Annotated in this window: 14 protein-coding genes; 13 read left to right on the top strand and 1 reads right to left on the bottom strand. The window is 59.3% G+C overall.

Annotated elements, in window-relative coordinates:
* Positions 1-301: 301 nt before the first annotated feature.
* From GO988_RS01165 to GO988_RS01205, 9 genes are all read left to right on the top strand, one after another.
* Entirely contained in the window at positions 302-3,388 is a 3,087-nt protein-coding gene (locus GO988_RS01165) for a SusC/RagA family TonB-linked outer membrane protein (RefSeq protein ID WP_157561701.1), read from the top strand.
* Positions 3,389-3,422: 34 nt separating this feature from the next.
* On the top strand, positions 3,423-5,078 hold the full coding sequence (locus GO988_RS01170; RefSeq protein ID WP_157561702.1) for a RagB/SusD family nutrient uptake outer membrane protein: 1,656 nt from the start codon (positions 3,423-3,425) through the stop codon (positions 5,076-5,078).
* Between the two features lie 90 nt (positions 5,079-5,168).
* Positions 5,169-6,551, top strand: coding sequence for a 3-keto-disaccharide hydrolase (locus tag GO988_RS01175; RefSeq protein WP_157561703.1), 1,383 nt, complete (start codon positions 5,169-5,171; stop codon positions 6,549-6,551).
* A gap of 35 nt (positions 6,552-6,586) precedes the next feature.
* The gene (locus tag GO988_RS01180) at positions 6,587-7,945 is read left to right on the top strand and encodes a Gfo/Idh/MocA family protein (protein WP_157561704.1); all 1,359 of its coding nucleotides are present in this window, start codon (positions 6,587-6,589) and stop codon (positions 7,943-7,945) included.
* Positions 7,946-7,961: 16 nt separating this feature from the next.
* Positions 7,962-9,041, top strand: coding sequence for a DUF6807 domain-containing protein (locus GO988_RS01185; RefSeq protein WP_157561705.1), 1,080 nt, complete (start codon positions 7,962-7,964; stop codon positions 9,039-9,041).
* Positions 9,042-9,378: 337 nt separating this feature from the next.
* Positions 9,379-11,586, top strand: a complete 2,208-nt coding sequence (locus tag GO988_RS01190; RefSeq protein WP_198172457.1) for a PAS domain-containing sensor histidine kinase — start codon at positions 9,379-9,381, stop codon at positions 11,584-11,586.
* Between the two features lie 51 nt (positions 11,587-11,637).
* Positions 11,638-12,039, top strand: a complete 402-nt coding sequence (locus GO988_RS01195; protein ID WP_317164762.1) for a response regulator — start codon at positions 11,638-11,640, stop codon at positions 12,037-12,039.
* 305 nt (positions 12,040-12,344) lie between these two features.
* Positions 12,345-12,587, top strand: a complete 243-nt coding sequence (locus GO988_RS01200) for a hypothetical protein (RefSeq protein WP_157561707.1) — start codon at positions 12,345-12,347, stop codon at positions 12,585-12,587.
* A 184-nt stretch (positions 12,588-12,771) separates the two neighbouring features.
* Complete coding sequence (locus GO988_RS01205) at positions 12,772-13,080, top strand: circadian clock KaiB family protein (RefSeq protein WP_157561708.1); 309 nt, start codon at positions 12,772-12,774, stop codon at positions 13,078-13,080.
* A gap of 15 nt (positions 13,081-13,095) precedes the next feature.
* On the opposite strand, the gene GO988_RS01210 is transcribed toward GO988_RS01205, so the two are convergent.
* Positions 13,096-13,527, bottom strand: a complete 432-nt coding sequence (locus GO988_RS01210) for an STAS/SEC14 domain-containing protein (RefSeq protein WP_157561709.1) — start codon at positions 13,525-13,527, stop codon at positions 13,096-13,098.
* Positions 13,528-14,007: 480 nt separating this feature from the next.
* Between GO988_RS01210 and GO988_RS01215 the strand changes: the two genes are divergently transcribed.
* From GO988_RS01215 to GO988_RS01230, 4 genes are all read left to right on the top strand, one after another.
* Positions 14,008-15,162 (top strand): hypothetical protein, encoded by a 1,155-nt coding sequence (locus GO988_RS01215; RefSeq protein ID WP_157561710.1) that lies wholly within the window; start codon positions 14,008-14,010, stop codon positions 15,160-15,162.
* Between the two features lie 341 nt (positions 15,163-15,503).
* Positions 15,504-15,677, top strand: a complete 174-nt coding sequence (locus GO988_RS01220) for a hypothetical protein (protein ID WP_157561711.1) — start codon at positions 15,504-15,506, stop codon at positions 15,675-15,677.
* 674 nt (positions 15,678-16,351) lie between these two features.
* Entirely contained in the window at positions 16,352-16,984 is a 633-nt protein-coding gene (locus tag GO988_RS01225; RefSeq protein WP_198172458.1) for a (2Fe-2S)-binding protein, read from the top strand.
* Positions 16,981-17,961 carry an FAD binding domain-containing protein gene (locus tag GO988_RS01230; protein ID WP_157561712.1) on the top strand — a complete coding sequence of 327 codons (981 nt, stop codon included), beginning with the start codon at positions 16,981-16,983 and terminating at the stop codon, positions 17,959-17,961. Before GO988_RS01225 ends, GO988_RS01230 begins: the two co-directional genes overlap by 4 nt.
* Position 17,962 lies beyond the last annotated feature (1 nt).

Genomic DNA, 17,962 nt, shown 5'->3' on the forward strand with positions numbered 1-17,962 from the left:
TTTCATCAAAAACCCATAATCGGGAGAGTACAGGATGATTTTTAGATGAATAAGTAGGATATTTATACCATCAATCTTGAGTTGGCAGGTATTCTATGCTCCATAGAGTCCGTCTTATCCTAAAGTGCCCCTCTGAGTAGTCACTCGCTAGGCGTTTGCCTGGTGCCTGGTGATTGAGAAGTAAAGCCTAGCCCAACTACTTGAATGGCAGCTGCCTAGTAGAGCCTTGGTTACGGTCTTCGAGTCTTGCGCCGTCTTGCGATTCCCCTGGTTCTTTCCTACTCTTAGAATTCCCACACTTATGGCAACACGTTACTCGTGGCTTCCCGCAAGGGTAGCACTCCTGTTCCTCCTATTGCTGGCCGGCGCTACCCACGGGGCTTGGGCGCAGCAAAACGCCGTTGAAATCAGCGGCAAGGTCGTAGACCCAAAAGGCGAGCCATTGCCCGGCGTAACGGTGGTAGTGAAAGGCACTACTACCGGTGCGAGTACTGGCCCCGACGGCAATTTTTCGCTGAAAGCGCCGGCCGGCGCTACGCTGGTTTTCTCCTCTATCAGCTATGCTACCCAGTCGGTTAGCGTTGGCAGCCAGCGGCGGCTGGCGGTAACCATGCAGGAGGATGTGAAGGCGCTCACTGATGTGGTGGTAGTAGGCTACGGCACCCAAAAGAAAAGCCAAACTACGGGCGCCATTTCCTCCGTTACGGCCAAGGAAATTACGGAGTTGCCCATCTCCAATCCGCGGCAGGCCTTGCAAGGGCGGGCAGCCGGGGTCGATGTTATCCAGACCGGCAGCGAGCCGGGCGGGGGCGTGGCGGTGCGCATCCGGGGTAGGCGGTCCATCAACGCCTCCAACGACCCGCTGTACGTGGTCGATGGTATTCCGCTGGCGGGCGGCATCGACGACATCAACCCGCAGGATATTGCCTCGATGGAGGTGCTGAAGGACGCCTCGGCCACCGGCATCTACGGCTCGCGCGGGGCCAACGGGGTAGTGCTGGTAACTACCCGCCGCGGCAAAGCGGGCAAAACCACGGTGGGCTACGATGCCTACGCTGGCTTCTCCAACGCCCTGAGCGAGGTGGATATGATGGACGGGCCGCAGTTTGCTGAGTATAAGCGCGAAGCCTACCGCACGGCTGGCCTCTACGACGATGCCGACCGGACCGCTTCGGACAAGAAAATCTTCAGCGCCATTGAGCTCGATGGCATTGCTAAGGGCCGCAGCACCGACTACCAAAAGCTGCTGCTGCGCACGGGCTCCATCCAAAGCCATCAGATTGGTGTGCAGGGGGGTAGCGAGAAAACGCAGTTTGCGATTTCGGGCAACTACTTTCAGGAGCGAGGCATCGTGAAGCAGACGGACTTTACCCGCTACACGTTTCGGGTGAATCTCGACCACCAAATCAACAGCCACATTCGGGTGGGTACATCCACGTTTGGCGTGTATAGCGTCAATAACGGGGCCGACAGCCCCATCAACAACCCGAATTTTGACGGCTTTGCTAACCCCAACTACGTGGCCCGGGGCTTCCACCCATTTGGTGGTGCACTGGCCGAAAACCCCCTGGGCCAGCCCTTCGACGACCAAGGCAACCTGATTTTCTTGCCTACCCCCGACGGGTTGCGCTCCAACCCGGCCGCCGAGGTGGTGCCGGGCGCCAACGTTGCCGAAACCAAAACTGTCCGCCTTTTCAACAGTATTTACGGCGAGTGGAAAATCGCGGATGGCTTGACCTACCGCCTCAATTTCGGCCCCGATATCACCAACCAGCGCTTTGGGCGCTTCACGGGCACCTTCACCAATGCCCGCCGCTTGGGCGCGCCCACGGCCCGCACCGAATATGGCCAGCGCTTCAACTACACGCTGGAAAACATCGTCAATTACAACCGGAAATTTGGCGAAACCAAGGCACACAACCTGGGTGTTACGGCGCTGTATTCGTTGCAGCGCGACCGCTACGAAACGGCCTTTATCGACGTGAATGCCGTGTCGGCCGAAACGCAGTCGTTCTACAATCTGGGGCAGGCCGGCTCGTTCAATGCGCCGGGTACCGACTTGCAGACGTGGACATTACAATCATTCATGGGCCGCGTCAACTACGACTATAAGGAGAAATACCTCATTACCCTCACCGGCCGCTACGACGGTTCCTCGCGCTTCGGGGCTAATAATAAGTACGGCTTCTTCCCGTCGGTAGCGCTGGGCTGGAATATGGCCGAAGAGCAATTTTTCAAGAACATTTCCTGGCTCGACCAGCTGAAGCTACGCGCCAGCTACGGCTCGATTGGCAACACCGGCATCTCGCCCTACCAAACGCAGAGCCTGCTGGCGCGCACCTCCTACGCCTTCGGCACCGCGCCGGCCTACGGCTACCGGGTAGGCACGCTCGGCAACGACGACCTGAAGTGGGAAACGACCAGCACTGCCAACGCGGGCCTCGATTTTAGTTTGTGGAAGGGCCGGGTATACGGCTCGGTTGAAGTATACCAAGCCGATACGCGCGACTTGCTGCTCTACAATCAGTTGCCGATTTCCAACGGCTTCGACCGCGTGCTCCAGAACGTGGGCCACACCCGCAACCGGGGCTTCGAAGTAACTTTAACTACCGTGAACGTGAACCTGCCCAGCGGCTTCCGCTGGTCGACCGACTTGCAGTTCACGCGCAACCGCGAGGCCATTATCGAGTTATTTAATGGTAAGGTAGATGACATTGGTAACCAGCGCTTTATTGGGCAGCCGCTGCAAGTGTACTACGATTACGAGAAAATCGGCATCTGGCAGACGGGCGAGGAAGACCAAGCCAAGCTGTACGGCCAGAAGGTGGGCCAAATCAAGATTAAAGACCAGAATGGCGACGGGAAAATCGACGCCGTCAACGACCGGGTGATTTTGGGCAGCACCATCCCCGATTGGTCGGGCGGCATCACCAACCGCTTCGAGTTCAAGGGCTTCGACTTGTCCTTCTTCATTTATGCCCGGGTAGGGAACATGATTCGGAGCACCTTCCACACTACCAACAACAACCTGGCCGGGCGCTACAACAACCTGGACGTGAACTACTGGACGCCCACCAACGCGACCAACGACTTTCCGCGGCCGAATAAGGACCAGGAGTTCCCGATTTATAACACCACGCTGCAATACTTCGATGGCTCCTTCGTGAAAGTGCGCAACATCAACTTCGGCTACAATTTCTCGCCGGCCGTGTACAGCAAAATGAAAATCAGCGGCTTGCGCGTGTACACGAGCATTTTGCAGCCCTTCATTTTTGCTACCTACCGCTCGAAGTACAAGGGCATCGACCCGGAAACTTCCGACATCGTGGGCCCCGACCAAACGCCTTCGGCGCGGCAAATAACTTTCGGCATCAACGCCAAATTCTAGCTCCTCCCACCCAGCATTTTTAATTCGTTCTTATATGAAAGCGTTGAAATACAGTAAGCTGTTGGCGGTGGCGGTGATGTTGCTGGCCAGCCAGGCCTGCAAAAGTTTGCTCGATGAAAGCGTGGTATCGCAGGTGGGTGCCGATTACCTGACTACCGCTGCGGGCTTTGATGCCGGCGTGAAGGCAGTGTACTCGTCGCTGCGCGATTTCTACGGCCGCGAAAACGGCATGGACCTGACCGTGTTTGGCACCGACACCTACACGATGGGCTCGGACGGCACGTATAAGTTTATGAACCAGTACACTACCCAGCTCGATAGCCGCACGCAGCCCGTCATTGACGTATGGAATGCTTTTTACGTGGGTATCAACACGGCCAACGCCGTTATCGACCAGGCGCCCAACGTGACGGGCCTCGACGATGCCACCAAAAAGCGGCGGGTAGCGGAAGTGAAGTTTTTGCGGGCGCACCACTATTTCGTGCTGGTGCAGCAGTTTGGGGCGGTGCCGCTGGTGCTGAAGCAAAGCACCACAGCCAGCAAAGAAGCCACGCGCACGCCCGTGCCGCAGGTATACGCCGCCATTGTCAGCGACTTAGAGTCGGCCCTACCCGACCTGACGGCGACCACGCCCGACTACGGCCGCGTAACCAAGGGCGCGTGCGAGCACCTGCTGGCGCGGGTGTACCTGACCAAGGCCACCTCGGAGGCCGCCGCGGCCGACGACTACGCCAAGGCCGCTACCTACGCCCAAAACGTCATCAAGAACTATAGCTACCGGCTGCTGCCAGACTTTGCCAGCGTGTTTCAGCAGGGCTCGGGTGAGGTGAACGACGAGGTGATTTTTGCTACCCAGTACACCTCCGACCCTACCACCAACGGTGTTGGCAATGAGACCCATCTGTACTACGTGATGGAGTACGACGTGCAGGCGGGCATGAAACGCGATATCTTCTATGGCCGCCCGTTCCGGCGGTTTCGGCCCACTGAGTACACGCTGAACACCGTATTTAGCAACCGCACCAACGACTCGCGCTACCAAAAGAGCTTTCGCACGGTGTACCTCTCCAACAACCCGGGCACGTTTACCAACCTGTTTGATGCTTCCAAAACGTCAATTACCGTCAAGGCTGGTGACACGGCTATTTACCTGCCGGGAGTAGAATGGACGCTGGCCCAACGAGCCAAAAAGCCTTACCAGGTGCTGGTGCCCAGCCTGTACCGGCCCAACCTGTTCCCGACGCTGACCAAATTTTTGGACCCGCTGCGGCCCGACTTGCAGTACCAGCCGGGTAGCCGCGACTTCTTAATGTTTCGCTTGGCTGAGACGTATTTAATTGCGGCTGAGGCGCTTTTCAAGCAGGGCAAAACGGCCGAGGCGTTGCCGTTTATCAATACCGTGCGCCGCCGGGCCGCGTTTGCTGGCAAAGAAGCGGCTATGGAAATCACGGCTAGCCAGCTGACCATGGACTTCATCATGCAAGAGCGCGAGCGCGAGTTGCTCGGCGAGATGTTCCGCTGGTTTGACCTCAAGCGGTGGGGTATCTTGATTGACCGGGTAAAATTGTATAATCCCGATGCGGCCCCCAACATTCGGGCGGGCAAGCACGAACTGCGGCCCATTCCGCAGGACCAGATTGACCGCACGGCGGGCGGTATAGCATCCTTTCCGCAAAACCCTGGGTATTAAAAAACGGCCCTACCCCCTGCACTGCGGCGCAGGGGGTAGGGCCGCTGTTGCGTTACTTGCCTAACCATTCAAAACCTACTCCCACCCACCTTGAAAAAGATTAACTTGATAATTGGCTGTGTCTTCAGCGCATCACTGCTGTTAGGAGCGCCCCACCAACTGCTCGCGCAGGCCTCGGATGGCTGGCAAAACCTGTTTGATGGTAAAACCCTGACGGGCTGGAAGCGCTTGGCTGGCACCGCCGACTACAAAGTGGAGAATGGCGCGATTGTCGGCACGACGGTCATGAACTCCGGCAATACGTTTCTGGTCACGGAAAAGGAATACGGCGATTTTCAACTAGAGCTAGACCTGCAAATAGAAAGCGCCGTGAGCAACTCGGGCGTGCAAACGCGCAGCCATTTCAACACCGAGGGCCACGCAAACAAGGTGTACGGCCGGCAGTTCGAAATTGACCCGTCGGCGCGCAGTTGGTCGGGCGGCGTGTACGACGAGGACCGCCGGCAGTGGCTCTACCCCCTCGATTTGCACCCGCAGGCCAAGACCTTGTTCAAGCTCGGCCAGTACAACCACGTCAAAGTGGAGTGCATTGGCAACGAGATGAAAACGTGGCTCAATGGCACGCCGGTGGCCTACGTGGTGGACCCCATTGACCCAACTGGTTTTATTGGCTTGCAGGTGCATGGCATCACGACCAAGGAGCAGGAAGGCAAGAAAGTGTACTTCAAAAACATCCGCATCAAGACCGCCAACCTGAAGCCGAGCGCGTTTCCGGCCGACATCTACGTGGTCAACTTCGTGCCTAACTACTTGACGGCCTACGAGAAGCAGCACGGCTGGAAGTTGCTGTTTGACGGCAAAACGAACGCCGGCTGGCGCAGTGCCAAAGCCGCCGCCTTCCCGGCGCAGGGCTGGCAGATTACGGACGGCACGCTTACGGTGCTGCCCTCCGAAGGCAAGGAAGCTGCCAATGGCGGCGACATCGTCACCAATGACCAATACAAAGCTTTTGACTTGTCATTCGAGTTTCGGCTGACGCCGGGCGCCAATAGCGGCGTGAAATACTTCGTGACGCTGGCCGAAAAAACGGAGGGCTCGGCCATCGGGCTAGAATACCAGGTGCTCGACGATGCGCTGCACCCCGACGCCAAGCTGGGCCGCGACGGCGACCGCACGCTGGCGTCGTTGTACGATTTGATGACGGCCGAGCATCCGCCGCGCTTCATTCACCCCATTGGCGAGTGGAACGTAGGGCGCGTGGTGGTATACCCCGACAACCACGTGGAGCACTACCTGAACGGCGCCAAAGTGCTGGAGTACGTGCGCGGCTCACCAGCTTTCAAGGAGCTGGTAGCTCAGAGCAAATACCACATCTGGCCAAACTTTGGGCAGGCCCCGGCCGGCCACCTGCTGCTGCAAGACCACGGCAACCGCGTGTCGTTCCGCAGCATTAAAGTCAAGACCCTAAATTAGCTAGCATTCTTTCCCTACCCCCTAACGAATTCCCCATGTCTACTCCACGTCGCGAATTTCTCAAACAAACGGCCATGGCGGGCGCCGGCGTGCTGCTGGCACCCGTTACCTCCTGGTCGGCCAGTAGCTACAAACGCATTATTGGGGCCAACGACCGCGTGCGCGTTGGGGTGGTGGGCTTCTCCGACCGCCACCGAGGCTCGCACATTCCGTGTTTTATGAGCCACTACAAAGAATTGAACTTTGACGTAGTGGCCGTGTCCGACATCTGGAAAAAGCGCCGCGAAGAAGGCGCCGCGACCTGGAAGGAGAAGATGCAGCATAACGTGCTGGCCTGCCGCAACAACGAGGAGATGTACGACAAAAAGCTGGTGGACGCCGTGTTTATCAGCACCGCCGATTTTCAGCACGCCCTGCACGCCATTGAGGCCGTGCGGGCGGGCTGCGATGCGTACGTAGAGAAGCCGTTTGCCGAGACGATGGAGGACAACCGCGCCGCGCTAAAGGCCATTAAGGCCTCGAAGCAGATTGTGCAGATTGGCTCGCAGCGCCGCAGCGGGGCCAACTACCACGCCGCCGAGCAGTTTATCAAGTCGGGCAAATTTGGTCCCATCACGATGGTGGAGCTGACCTGGAACGTGAACCAGCCCGGCCGCTGGCGCCGCCCCGAACTGATTCCGCAACTCAAGGAAGCCGACACCGACTGGAAGCGCTACCTGATGAACCGGCCCGCCGAGGCATTTGATGCGCGCAAGTACTTGGAGTTTCGGTTGTTCTGGCCGTACTCTTCGGGCCTGCCGGGCCAGTGGATGAGCCACCAGATTGATACCGTACACTGGTTCAGTGGCTTGCAGCACCCGCGCAGCGTGGTGGCCAACGGCGGCATCTACGAGTGGAAAGACGGCCGCCGCAACTGGGATACCATTACGGCGGTGTTCGACTACGGCCCCGTGCAGGATATGAGCAGTGGATTCCAGGTCACGTTTGGCTCGCGGATGCACAACGGCGACGAGCACCCGGCCGAAATCTACTACTCCAACGGCGGCGAGCTTAACCTGAATACCAATACGGTATCGCCCAGGGGCGGCCTGACCCAGAAAATGGCCGAGGCCATGCAAATGAAAGCCAACTTGCTGCCCGAGATGAGTTTATCGGCCGCCGAGCCCGTTATCGCCTCCGCTAACACGGGCGGCGACAAGCTGACGTCCAACCACATCCGCAACTGGATGGAGTGCGTGCGCAGCCGCCAGCAGCCCAACGCACCCGTGGAGGCGGGCTACAGCCACTCCATTGCCACCATCATGACCAACGCGGCGGTGCACAGCGGCCAAAAAGCCACCTTTGACGAGAAAACCCAGGAAGTGATGGTCGGTGGCAAAGCCTTTATTGTGTAAGCACTTAACTCGAAACATGATGCGCTATTTCCCTTTGCTTGGCGGCAGTGCCCTGCTGCTAGCCTGCACCTTCCAAGCCGTCGCCCAAAAATCGGAGCTGGTCCGGGTAGCTAAGAGTGCCACCGGCAAAAAAATTGACGTGTTTGTGGGCAAGGAGCTGTTTACCAGCTTTCTGTACCCCGATACGTTGGAGAAGCCGGTGCTCTACCCCCTGCGCGCTGCCGACGGGACTATCGTTACCCGGGGTTTTCCGCTTAACCCCAAGCCCGGCGACCCCACCGACCACCCGCACCACATTGGCCTGTGGTTCAACTTTGAAAACGTGAATGGCCTGGACTTTTGGAATAATTCTTACGCCATTCCGAAGGAGAAAAAAGGCTCGTACGGCTGGATTAAAACCGACCGGATTTTGACCACCGCCAGCGGCCCGACGGGTGTGCTGTCTTACCATGCCAACTGGACCAATCAGAAAAACGAGGTTTTGCTGGAAGAAACCACGCGCTTCGAGTTTAGCGGCACCAGCCACGAGCGCACCATCGACCGGGTAACGACCCTGAAAGCCGCCACCGAAGTCACGTTTACGGATGCCAAAGACGGGCTGCTGGGTTTGCGCCTGGCGCACGAGTTGCAAATGCCATCTGATAAAGACGAAAAATACACCGACGACAAAGGCAACGTTACCATCGTGAAGGCCGGCACCGACAAAACGGCCACCGGCAATTACATTACCAGCGCCGGTAAGAGCGGCAATGCGGCCTGGAGCACGCGCGGTGCTTGGTGCAAAGTGTATGGCAAGATGGGTGCCGACTCGGTGAGCGTGGCCATTCTCGACCACCCGAAAAACCCCAATTACCCCACCTTCTGGCACGCGCGCGGTTACGGCTTGTTTGCCGCTAACCCGCTGGGCGAGAAAGTATTCACCAATGGCGCAACGGCTAAGAATCTCCAACTCAAGAAAGGGGAATCCGTGACGTTTCGCTACCGCGTCCTCATTGAGGAGGGTAGCCAAACGCTCTCGGCCAAGCAGCTTAACGACGCTGCCGCTGACTTTGCCAAAAAGAATATTGTGCTAGCCAAGACCACCCAAGGGGAGTAGGCCCGCGCTAGGGGAGGACACACCACTACCTAAAAGGGCGCAAATGGCTGGAAAAAGCGGGGAGAACGGCCACCCCTGCGCTAGTAATACGAACCAACCAGTGGTCAGTCGGCCTGCGGGTGGGGGTAGGGCCCGCGATTTATACGGGCCCTACCCCCCACCCGCGGGCCGACTGTTTGCTAGTAAATAGGGCAGTTGCCGGAAGGAGGCGGTAGCGAAAGTGCAATTAGCGAAAGCCGATGTGCCATCTTCGCGTACAAATGGTAGCGTGCTGGCCTTCCGTACTTCGTGGTGGGGGCGCGTGCCGATGCCCTCGCCCATCCAATCTGCTGCTTCTGTGTTCGACGTACTTCCGCAACTACCCCTTTTCAATGTCCTACCGGGCGCCAATCTAGTGCTCACCCCAGACTTGCAGATTGCGGCCGTTAGCGACGGCTATGTGGCCGTCTCGCTCGTGCCGCGCGCCGAGCTGCTCGGCCAGGCGCTACTAGAGGTTTTTCCGGATAACCCCGCCGCGCCCACGGCCCAGGGCAGCCGCAGCCTGCGTGCGTCGCTCGAGCAGGTGCTGGCCACCAGCCAGCCGCACCAAATGGCCCCGTTGCGCTACGACATACCCAACCCAGCCGCGCCAGGCCAGTTTTTAGAGCGCTATTGGCAAACCTGCAATACCCCGTTGCTAGATGCGCAAGGGCAGGTGCAGTACCTCATTCATTCAGTGCAAGACATTACGGCCAGCCGCCTGGCCGAGGAGCAGCTGCGCGAAAGCCAAGCCCGCGAATATGCCGCTTATGCCGAGGCCAACCGCCAGCGCGCGCAGCTGCACAACGTGCTGGAACAGGCCCCAGCCATGATTTGCATATTTGAGGGGCCGCAGCACATTTTCCAGTTCGTTAATCCTCCCTACCAGGCGCTGGTTGGCCGCCGGCCCCTGCTGGGCCGGCCCATCGCCGATGCTATGCCCGAGCTAACTGGCCAGCCCATTTTTAGCCTGCTCGACCGCGTGTACCAAACGGGCGAGCCCTACCACGCCACCGAGATGCTGGTGCAGCTCGACCACGATAACCTGGGCGTGCACGACCTCGAGCAGCGTTACTATAACTTCATTTACCAGGCCCGCTACAACCTGCAAGGGGCCATTGATGGCATCATGGTCTTTGCCTATGAGGTAACGACGCAAGTGCTTACCCGCTACCAAGTGCAGGACCTCAACGAGGAGCTGGCCGCCGCTAATGAAGAGCTGCGCGCCACCAACGAAGAATTTCTGGCCGCGAATACTGATTTGCTGCGTACCCAGCAGCAGCTCCAGCAGTTCAACCAGGAGCTGGACGAGCTAGTGGCCGCACGCACCCGGGAGGTGCAAGCAGCCCGCCTACTAGCAGAGCGCCAGCAGCAGCAGCTTGAGCGCCTGTTTATGCAAGCTCCAGCCGCCGTTTGCATTCTGAGCGGGCCAGAGCTGGTGTATGAACTGGTAAACCCTGGCTACCAGCAGCTCTTTCCGGGCCGGCTGCTGCTGAGGCGGCCCATCCTGGCCGCCCTGCCCGAAATTGCGGGCCATGCCGTGTACCGTACTCTTCGCCAGGTGTACGAAACCGGCATCATGCACGAAGACCTGGACATTCTTATTCGGCTCGCCCGCCCCAGCGACGGGGCGCTAGAGGACCGCTACTTTAACTACATTCAGCAGGCGCGCTACGACGAGCAGGGGCAGATTGATGGCGTGCTGGTTTTTGCCTTCGAGGTGACCGAGCAAGTGCGCGCCCGCCAGCAAATGCAGACCCTAAACGAGGAAATGGCGGCCATGAACGAAGAGCTGCAAGTCACCAACGAGGCCCTCAACTCTTCCAACGCGCAACTCACGCGCACCAACGTGGACCTGGATAATTTTATTTATACCGCGTCGCACGACCTCAAGGCCCCCATCACCAATATTGAGGGCCTGCTGCTGGCCCTGCGCGAGCAGCTGCCCGCCGGAGAAGCGCAACCGGATGAGCTGGTGCCGCACCTGCTGCAATTAATGCAGGGGTCCATCGAGCGCTTTCAGGCTACCATCAGCCAGCTCACCGATATTGCCCGCCTCCAGCGGGCCCACGCCCCGCTTGCCGAAGAAGTGCCGGTAGCCGCCGCAGTGGAGGCCGTGCGCCTAGACCTAGAGCCGCTGCTAACGGCCGCCGCGGCGCAGCTTACCGTGGAGGTGGCCCCTGGCCTGTGCGTGTCGTTTGCGCCTCAAAACCTGCGCTCAGTGGTGTACAACCTGCTCAGCAATGCCATTAAGTACCACGCGCCCAACCGGCCGCCGGTAATAGTGCTGCGGGCCGCCCGAGCCGACGGGCTAGTAACGCTGGCAGTGCAGGACAACGGGCTGGGCCTAGATGCGCAGCAGCAAACCCAGCTCTACGGTATTTTTCGCCGCCTGCACACCCACGTTGCGGGTACCGGCGTGGGCCTGTACATGGTCAAGCGCATGGTCGAGAACGCCGGAGGTACTATTGCGGTGCAAAGCGAGCCCAACGTTGGTACCACTTTCACCGTCACTTTTTTGGCGTAAGTCCGTAATACATATAAATTCAAATTTGCCGCTATACTCCCCGACTTTTACGTGCCCAAGCTCTCCACCGTGTTGCTAGTCGATGACGACCCAACCACCAATTTTCTTCATAAGCTGCTGCTCCAGAAGATGGAAGTGGCCGAGCAGCTGCTAGTGGCCGAGAATGGCGCCGAGGCGTTGCAAATCCTCACGCAAACCTGCGTGGCGCCCGCCGCTTCTTGCCCGGTGCTTATCCTGCTAGATGTCAATATGCCCATCATGGGCGGCATTGCTTTTATAGAAGCCTACCAGCAACTGCCCCTAGCGGCGCAGCACCCGAGCACCATCATTTTGCTCACCACGTCGGTGCACAGCCGGGAACTACAACGGCTGCAAGAACTGGCCGTGGCCGGCTTAATCAACAAGCCACTGACGCGAGAGAAAGTGGAGGCTATTCTGCAGCAGCACTTCTAAAAATAGCCTACCCCCTCCCAGTAGCGCGAGGGTAGCTGCGGCGGTTAGAAGGGGGTAGGCCCCGGCTGCGCCGCCGGCCGCCACGCGGTAAAACTGCGGGGACGCCGAGGCCAGTGCCTAAGGCTGGTGCCACCGCAGCGGGCCGTAAGTGTTTTTCGCACGGCAACAAGGGCAGGGTGTAAAATCGGGATATTTACTGGTTAAAATACTGATTTACTGGTAAATTGGTAACTCGAGCTGGCCGTGCCGAGTACAGTTATCGGCGCTCGGCAGGAGAGGCTACCTGGCCCGGGCAACCCCTATCTATGCAATGGTCACAGATAATTATTCGGAAGTGGCAGCAAGCAATAAGCTGGCTGCAGGAAGGCGAACCAACGCCGCCCTACCCCCTAACCCCGGACGAATGGGCCCACATGCTGGCCCAAGAGCAGGAAGAGGAGCTAGCGCAGCAGTATGAGCAGCCAATGCCAATGCCAATGCCAATGCCCAAGCAGCGTGGCTTGGCGCTGCCGCAGAAAAACTGGGCCATTAGCCCCCAACTGAGTTAGCGCGCCCAGGTATAGTGCCTTGGTTTTTAGGAAACTAGTAGGCTCGTGTGGTGGCGCAATGCTGGCGTTCAATCACTGTGCAAGGCCGAATGGCTGCCCAAGCAACGGCCCCAACCGGTAGCTGCCAGTAGCAGCGCGGGCAGGCCTGTTATCTTTGCGGCCTTTCACAGTACTAGTTTCCTTGATGAGCGTATTTTCAGCGCCTGCTGACTCAGCCTCCGCGCCCGAATACGACCTGCACCTCTTTGTGATGGGCACCACGTCTAAATCGGCCCTGGCACTGCGCAACATTCAGCAGCTGTGTGAGCAGCACCTGCTTGGTCGCTACGTTCTAACCGTGGTCGATGTGCAGCAGCATCCCGAAGTTGCCGAGCAGGAAGAGCTGCTTGGCATGCCTTGCCTAATCAAAAAACGACCCGGTTTGGTGCGCCGCCTGGTGGGCGACCTCTCAGACCAAGCGCGCGTGCTCAAAGCGCTGGGCCTGGTGCCCTAGCCGCCTACCCCTGGCTTAGGTGTGCTTCGGCTGGGCATGTAGTTGGGCGTCGCGCAGCCACTGCTGGGCTAGCTCGATGTCGGCAAACAAATGCATCTGACACTGGCCTTCCAGGCCCAGCGCCATGGCTCGCGCCGAGGTTGCTGCCAATGCTTCCGCGCTCACGACGTTGGCAAAGTGCGTGAGGCCCCCAGCAATGGCGCGCGGAGCCCAGTTGGTCACAATCCACTCCACGGCGTGGTCCCAGGGGCCAATTACTTGGCGGTTATCGTTGAGCAGGTATGCGCAGCTGTGCTCTACCAAAGGCAGCAGGCAGGCATCGGCCCCTGCCACAATACCCACATACGTTTGGTAGCCTATCCACTCATTAAAGACCCAGTGGTTAGCGGCGTCGTAGCTAATACGTAAGTAAATTTTGCCAAAACCATTAATTAATTCGGTAGACATAGCGGCAGGGGAGTAAGAAGTAGCCCACTTACGTAAAAGCTTCCTCGAGGGTGGTAGGGCCCCGTTAGCCCTGCGGCCTTGGCCGCCCCAGCCGTTGCGCTGGGTGCACTGCCGCCGGCACCGCTGCCTGCTAGTTAGCCGGTCCGTATTTGGCAGTATTAATTGCCTATCGCCTTCCTACGTTGCCCAGCCCGCCAAGTGGCCAGTTGGCTACCCAAACTCCGCGTTTGCGAAGCCATCACCTCAAAAAGCCCCACTAGATGATGGGGCTTTTTTGTGCTTTGCACAGGAAGCTGAATCTAGTTCATTGACTATAGTAACACCTGTTGAAATGGCTAAATTTTAGACTTATTTCAAGTTTTTATTGCTGATGATAGGATTATATCTTTGTCAGGACTGTAGTTATGCTTATTTTTTATTCTTATGCAAAAACGTCTATCCTTTGTAAGTTTTTTACTATTGCTGTTAGGCATTGTTCCGTTGTCCCACGCCCAGCTCTATGCCAACGGCCCGTTTTCCACGGGCGCTCTGACGACCAACGGCACGGCGGCGCCAGCGGGCTATACCTGGAGCGAGGCGCCCGCTAACGCGGGCACCTTTGGCTTCTCGGCCACAAGCGGCATCAACACGCTGGCCGACAATTTTACGGTGCCGGCCGGGCAGCCGTGGACGCTGACCAGGGCCTCGTTCTTTCCGTACCAAACGGGATACATGGGGGAGGCGTCGCCCATTACGGCGCTCTACCTGCGCATTTGGAATGGCCCGCCCACCGCAGTAGGTTCCGCCATCGTGTTTGGCGACCTTACTACCAACCGCCTGGTGGGCAGCCGCGATGCCCAGGTCTACCGCATCATCTACGAGGCGGCGGGCACTACCCGCCACGTTTGGCAAGTAGATGCGGCCATCGCCCCCGCCCTTACCCTGCCCCCCGGCACGTACTGGGTAGAGTGGGCCTCCACGGCCCTGGCCACGCATTATTACCTGCCCGTTACGATGGCGGGGCAGGGGCAAGTGCCGGGGGCCGATGCGCTACAGAGCAGCTTTGGCACCTGGAGCACCCTCACGGATGCGGGCGCCGGGGCCAGTGTAGATTTTCCGTTTCAGCTAGCTATTAGTAATACCCCGCTGCCCGTCACGCTGGTAGCTTTCTCGGCACAAGCCGCGCCCGGCGCCGTGCGGCTAAACTGGACGACCGCCAGCGAGCGCAACAGCGCCCGCTTTGTGGCCGAGCGGAGCACCGATGCCCACACGTTCGTGGCCATTGGCTCGGTCGAAGGGGCAGGCACAACCACGGCCACCCACTCCTACGCCCTCACCGACGCAGCGCTGCCGCCCGGTGGCCCTACCTTATACTACCGGCTGCGGCAGGTGGACCTGGACGGCACGCTCACGTACTCGCCGGTGCAGGCCGTAGAAAGCAGCCCTGGCGAACTAACGCTGCTGCCCAATCCGGCGCACGTATCGGCCCGGCTGGCGGGGGCACCCGCGGGCGCGCTCGTGCAAGTGTTTGATGCACTGGGCCGCCAAGTGCTTGCCACCACCACCGATGCCGCCGGCACGGCTACCCTGCTGCTAAGCCGCGGGGTATACGCTGTGCGCACCGGGCCGCACGTGCGGCGCCTCCTGATGGAATAGGCAAGTACACTCGCCACCCCCCAGGCCTGCCTGCGAAACCCTACCCCTCAAAAAGCCGGGTAGGGTTTCGCAGATAGGCCTTAGCGCAGCCCAGCAGCGGTTTTATTGGCCGGTTTATACCAGGCGGCTGGCTGGCTCGCGTCCTTGTTCGGGGTGGGGTAGGGGGTGGGCGAGCCACATCCGTATGTTTGGTGAGGGAGCACGTAGTTTCCGCAGAGAGTGGCTGGTAAAATACTGGTTTTTAAGCGGCTAGTTGGAAGCGCAGAGCGGCGCAAAGTAATTTAGTAGCAACTTAGCCCACCGACTGGTAGTGGCAGTAAGTACTTTTTACGCCGTCTTGTATGACTAAGAACTCAGTACTCCCCACCTATTTGCCTTCGATTGATAATCGCCTCGAACACCTGGCGGCCCTGCGCCCGGTAAGTTGGCCGGCGCCTGCCACCAACGGTGTGCAGCCTAGTCCGGCCCGGCCTTGGCTGGGAGAAGATTTTACCCACGTGATTGTAGCGCGCTAGCGCTGAACTACGCGTTGGCGAGGGCCTAGTCGCGGTGCGCGCCGCCTTCCACGCGTAGCCCTTGCCCTACCCCCTTGTTTTAAAGCATGCGCGGCCCTCAAAACCGTGCAGTTGCGTTGGCTGCCCGCCACCGCCGGGCAAGCCATAGCCCGCGACGACGCCCGCCTCGTCGGAGCGGAGGTACTGGGCCAAAGCGACCACTCCGTTGGGGCGCCCACGTGCCCGGTGGGCAGACTTAATTTTAGAGAGGGTTTCTGAGATTTCGGCGCCGCGACCGAAATAGTGGCGGCGTGCGCCTGTGCCGCGACTGTCTGAATGCAAGGCGCGTCAGCATACAGCTTGAGCCGGCGCCCTGGTGGGCAACTCCTAACGGCCCCAATTACCAGTGCCCGGCTTTGCTTCGGTTGCCCATTCGGCCGGGGGTGCGCTTCGCACTAGAGGGGGGTAGGGCCCGAAAACCGGCCGGCCACCCCCCTCAAACTTGGTGCGTGCTTAGTAGCCGGGGGCTGCCTGCTACGCGCTAGGGTTTAGAGGGAAACCGGCTTAACTTGCTTAAAAAGGCCAAGCCCCGCCGAACCGGCACTACCGCCTGGCGGTTGCAAAGGCCCATTTGGGTGGCAACTACGCCCGCCGGGCGCTGTCCTTGCTTCTCTACTTCTAAATTCCCTTACCACATGGCTATGAATTCTGAGCCGGATGTGCCGGCCAACCACGACGAAAACCGGCGCACATTTCTCAAGCAGTCGTCGTTGCTTACGGCGCTGGCTTTGGTGCCGGGCCCGGTAGTGTCGGCTGCCGCCGCTAAGCTCGACGAGCGAGTAGCCGATGCCTTCGAAAAAATCCCGTTGAGCTTGAAAGTCAACGGGGTGAAGCACAAACTTTCGGTAGAGCCGCGCGCTACCCTGCTCGACCTGTTGCGCGAGCAGCTGCACCTCACCGGCACCAAAAAAGGCTGCGACTACGGCCAGTGCGGCGCCTGCACTGTGCACGTCGATGGCCAGCGCGTAAACGCGTGTTTGAGCTTTGCGGTGATGCACGACGGCCAGGAAATCACGACCATCGAGGGGCTGGCCGATGGCGACAAGCTGCACCCGATGCAGGAAGCGTTTGTGAAGCACGACGGCTTTCAGTGCGGTTACTGCACGCCGGGCCAGATTATGAGCGCCGTGGCGTGCGTGCGCGAAGGCCACGCTGGCTCGGAAGGTGAAATCCGGGAGTACATGAGCGGCAACATCTGCCGCTGCGGGGCCTACGCCAACATTGTGGCCGCCATTCAAGACGTGAAGCAGGGAGGGCAAAAAGTATGAACCAGTTCCAATACGTGCGGCCCACCAAGCCGCAAGCTGCCATCGATGCGGTGGCGAAGGATGCCAACGCCAAGTTCATCGCGGGCGGTACCAACCTCGTCGATTTGATGAAGCGCGGCGTGATGACGCCCCAAAAGCTGGTGGATATCAACCGCCTACCCCTCGCCAAAATCGAAAGGCAGGGCAACACCTTGCGATTGGGTGCACTGGCCCTAAACTCGGCCGTGGCCAACGATGCGCAGGTGCGCGAGCGCCATCCGCTGCTGTCTTTGGCCCTGAATGCCGGCGCCTCGCCCCAACTGCGCAACATGGCCACCGTGGGCGGCAATATGCTGCAACGCACGCGCTGCACCTATTTCTATGACCTGAGCATGCCGTGCAATAAGCGCCAGCCCGGCACGGGTTGCGGCGCGCTCGAAGGCATTAATCGCATGCACGCCATCTTCGGTTTTAGCGATAAGTGCATTGCCGTGCACCCTTCGGATATGAGTGTGGCGCTGGTAGCCCTCGATGCTACGGTGCTAGTGAGCGGCCCCAAGGGCAACCGGCAGCTGGCCTTCGCCGATTTTCATCGCCTGCCCGGCGACACGCCGGAGCGCGATTCCAACCTGGAGCCCGGCGAGTTGATAACCGCCGTAGACGTGCCCGACAGCCCGTTTACCAAGCACGTGCATTACCAAAAAGTGCGCGAGCGGGCTAGCTACGCCTTTGCCCTGTTGTCGGTTGCGGCGGCGCTAGACCTGGATGGTAACACTATTAAAGCAGCCCGCCTGGCGATGGGGGGGGTAGCCCACAAGCCCTGGCGCCTGACGGCCGCCGAGCAAGTGCTGGTAGGCAAGCCCGCCACAGAAGACACCTTCCGGCAGGCTGCTACGGTGGCTATGCAGGGCGCTAAAGCCTTTAAGCACAACGCCTACAAGCTGCGCCTGGCCCCCAATACGATTGTGCAGGCCCTCAAAACGGCGGCTGCCGTCTAAT

The organism is Hymenobacter ginkgonis, from assembly GCF_009755225.1.
GTDB lineage: Bacteria > Bacteroidota > Bacteroidia > Cytophagales > Hymenobacteraceae > Hymenobacter > Hymenobacter ginkgonis.

Bases quoted from the DNA above. Each gene is read 5' to 3' on its own strand.
- GO988_RS01225 (WP_198172458.1), top strand. From the start codon at position 16,352: ATGGCTATGAATTCTGAGCCGGATGTGCCGGCCAACCACGACGAAAAC.
- GO988_RS01220 (WP_157561711.1), top strand. From the start codon at position 15,504: ATGACTAAGAACTCAGTACTCCCCACCTATTTGCCTTCGATTGATAAT.
- GO988_RS01210 (WP_157561709.1), bottom strand. From the start codon at position 13,527: ATGTCTACCGAATTAATTAATGGTTTTGGCAAAATTTACTTACGTATT.
- GO988_RS01185 (WP_157561705.1), top strand. From the start codon at position 7,962: ATGATGCGCTATTTCCCTTTGCTTGGCGGCAGTGCCCTGCTGCTAGCC.
- GO988_RS01170 (WP_157561702.1), top strand. From the start codon at position 3,423: ATGAAAGCGTTGAAATACAGTAAGCTGTTGGCGGTGGCGGTGATGTTG.
- GO988_RS01200 (WP_157561707.1), top strand. From the start codon at position 12,345: ATGCAATGGTCACAGATAATTATTCGGAAGTGGCAGCAAGCAATAAGC.
- GO988_RS01205 (WP_157561708.1), top strand. From the start codon at position 12,772: ATGAGCGTATTTTCAGCGCCTGCTGACTCAGCCTCCGCGCCCGAATAC.
- GO988_RS01180 (WP_157561704.1), top strand. From the start codon at position 6,587: ATGTCTACTCCACGTCGCGAATTTCTCAAACAAACGGCCATGGCGGGC.
- GO988_RS01230 (WP_157561712.1), top strand. From the start codon at position 16,981: ATGAACCAGTTCCAATACGTGCGGCCCACCAAGCCGCAAGCTGCCATC.
- GO988_RS01165 (WP_157561701.1), top strand. From the start codon at position 302: ATGGCAACACGTTACTCGTGGCTTCCCGCAAGGGTAGCACTCCTGTTC.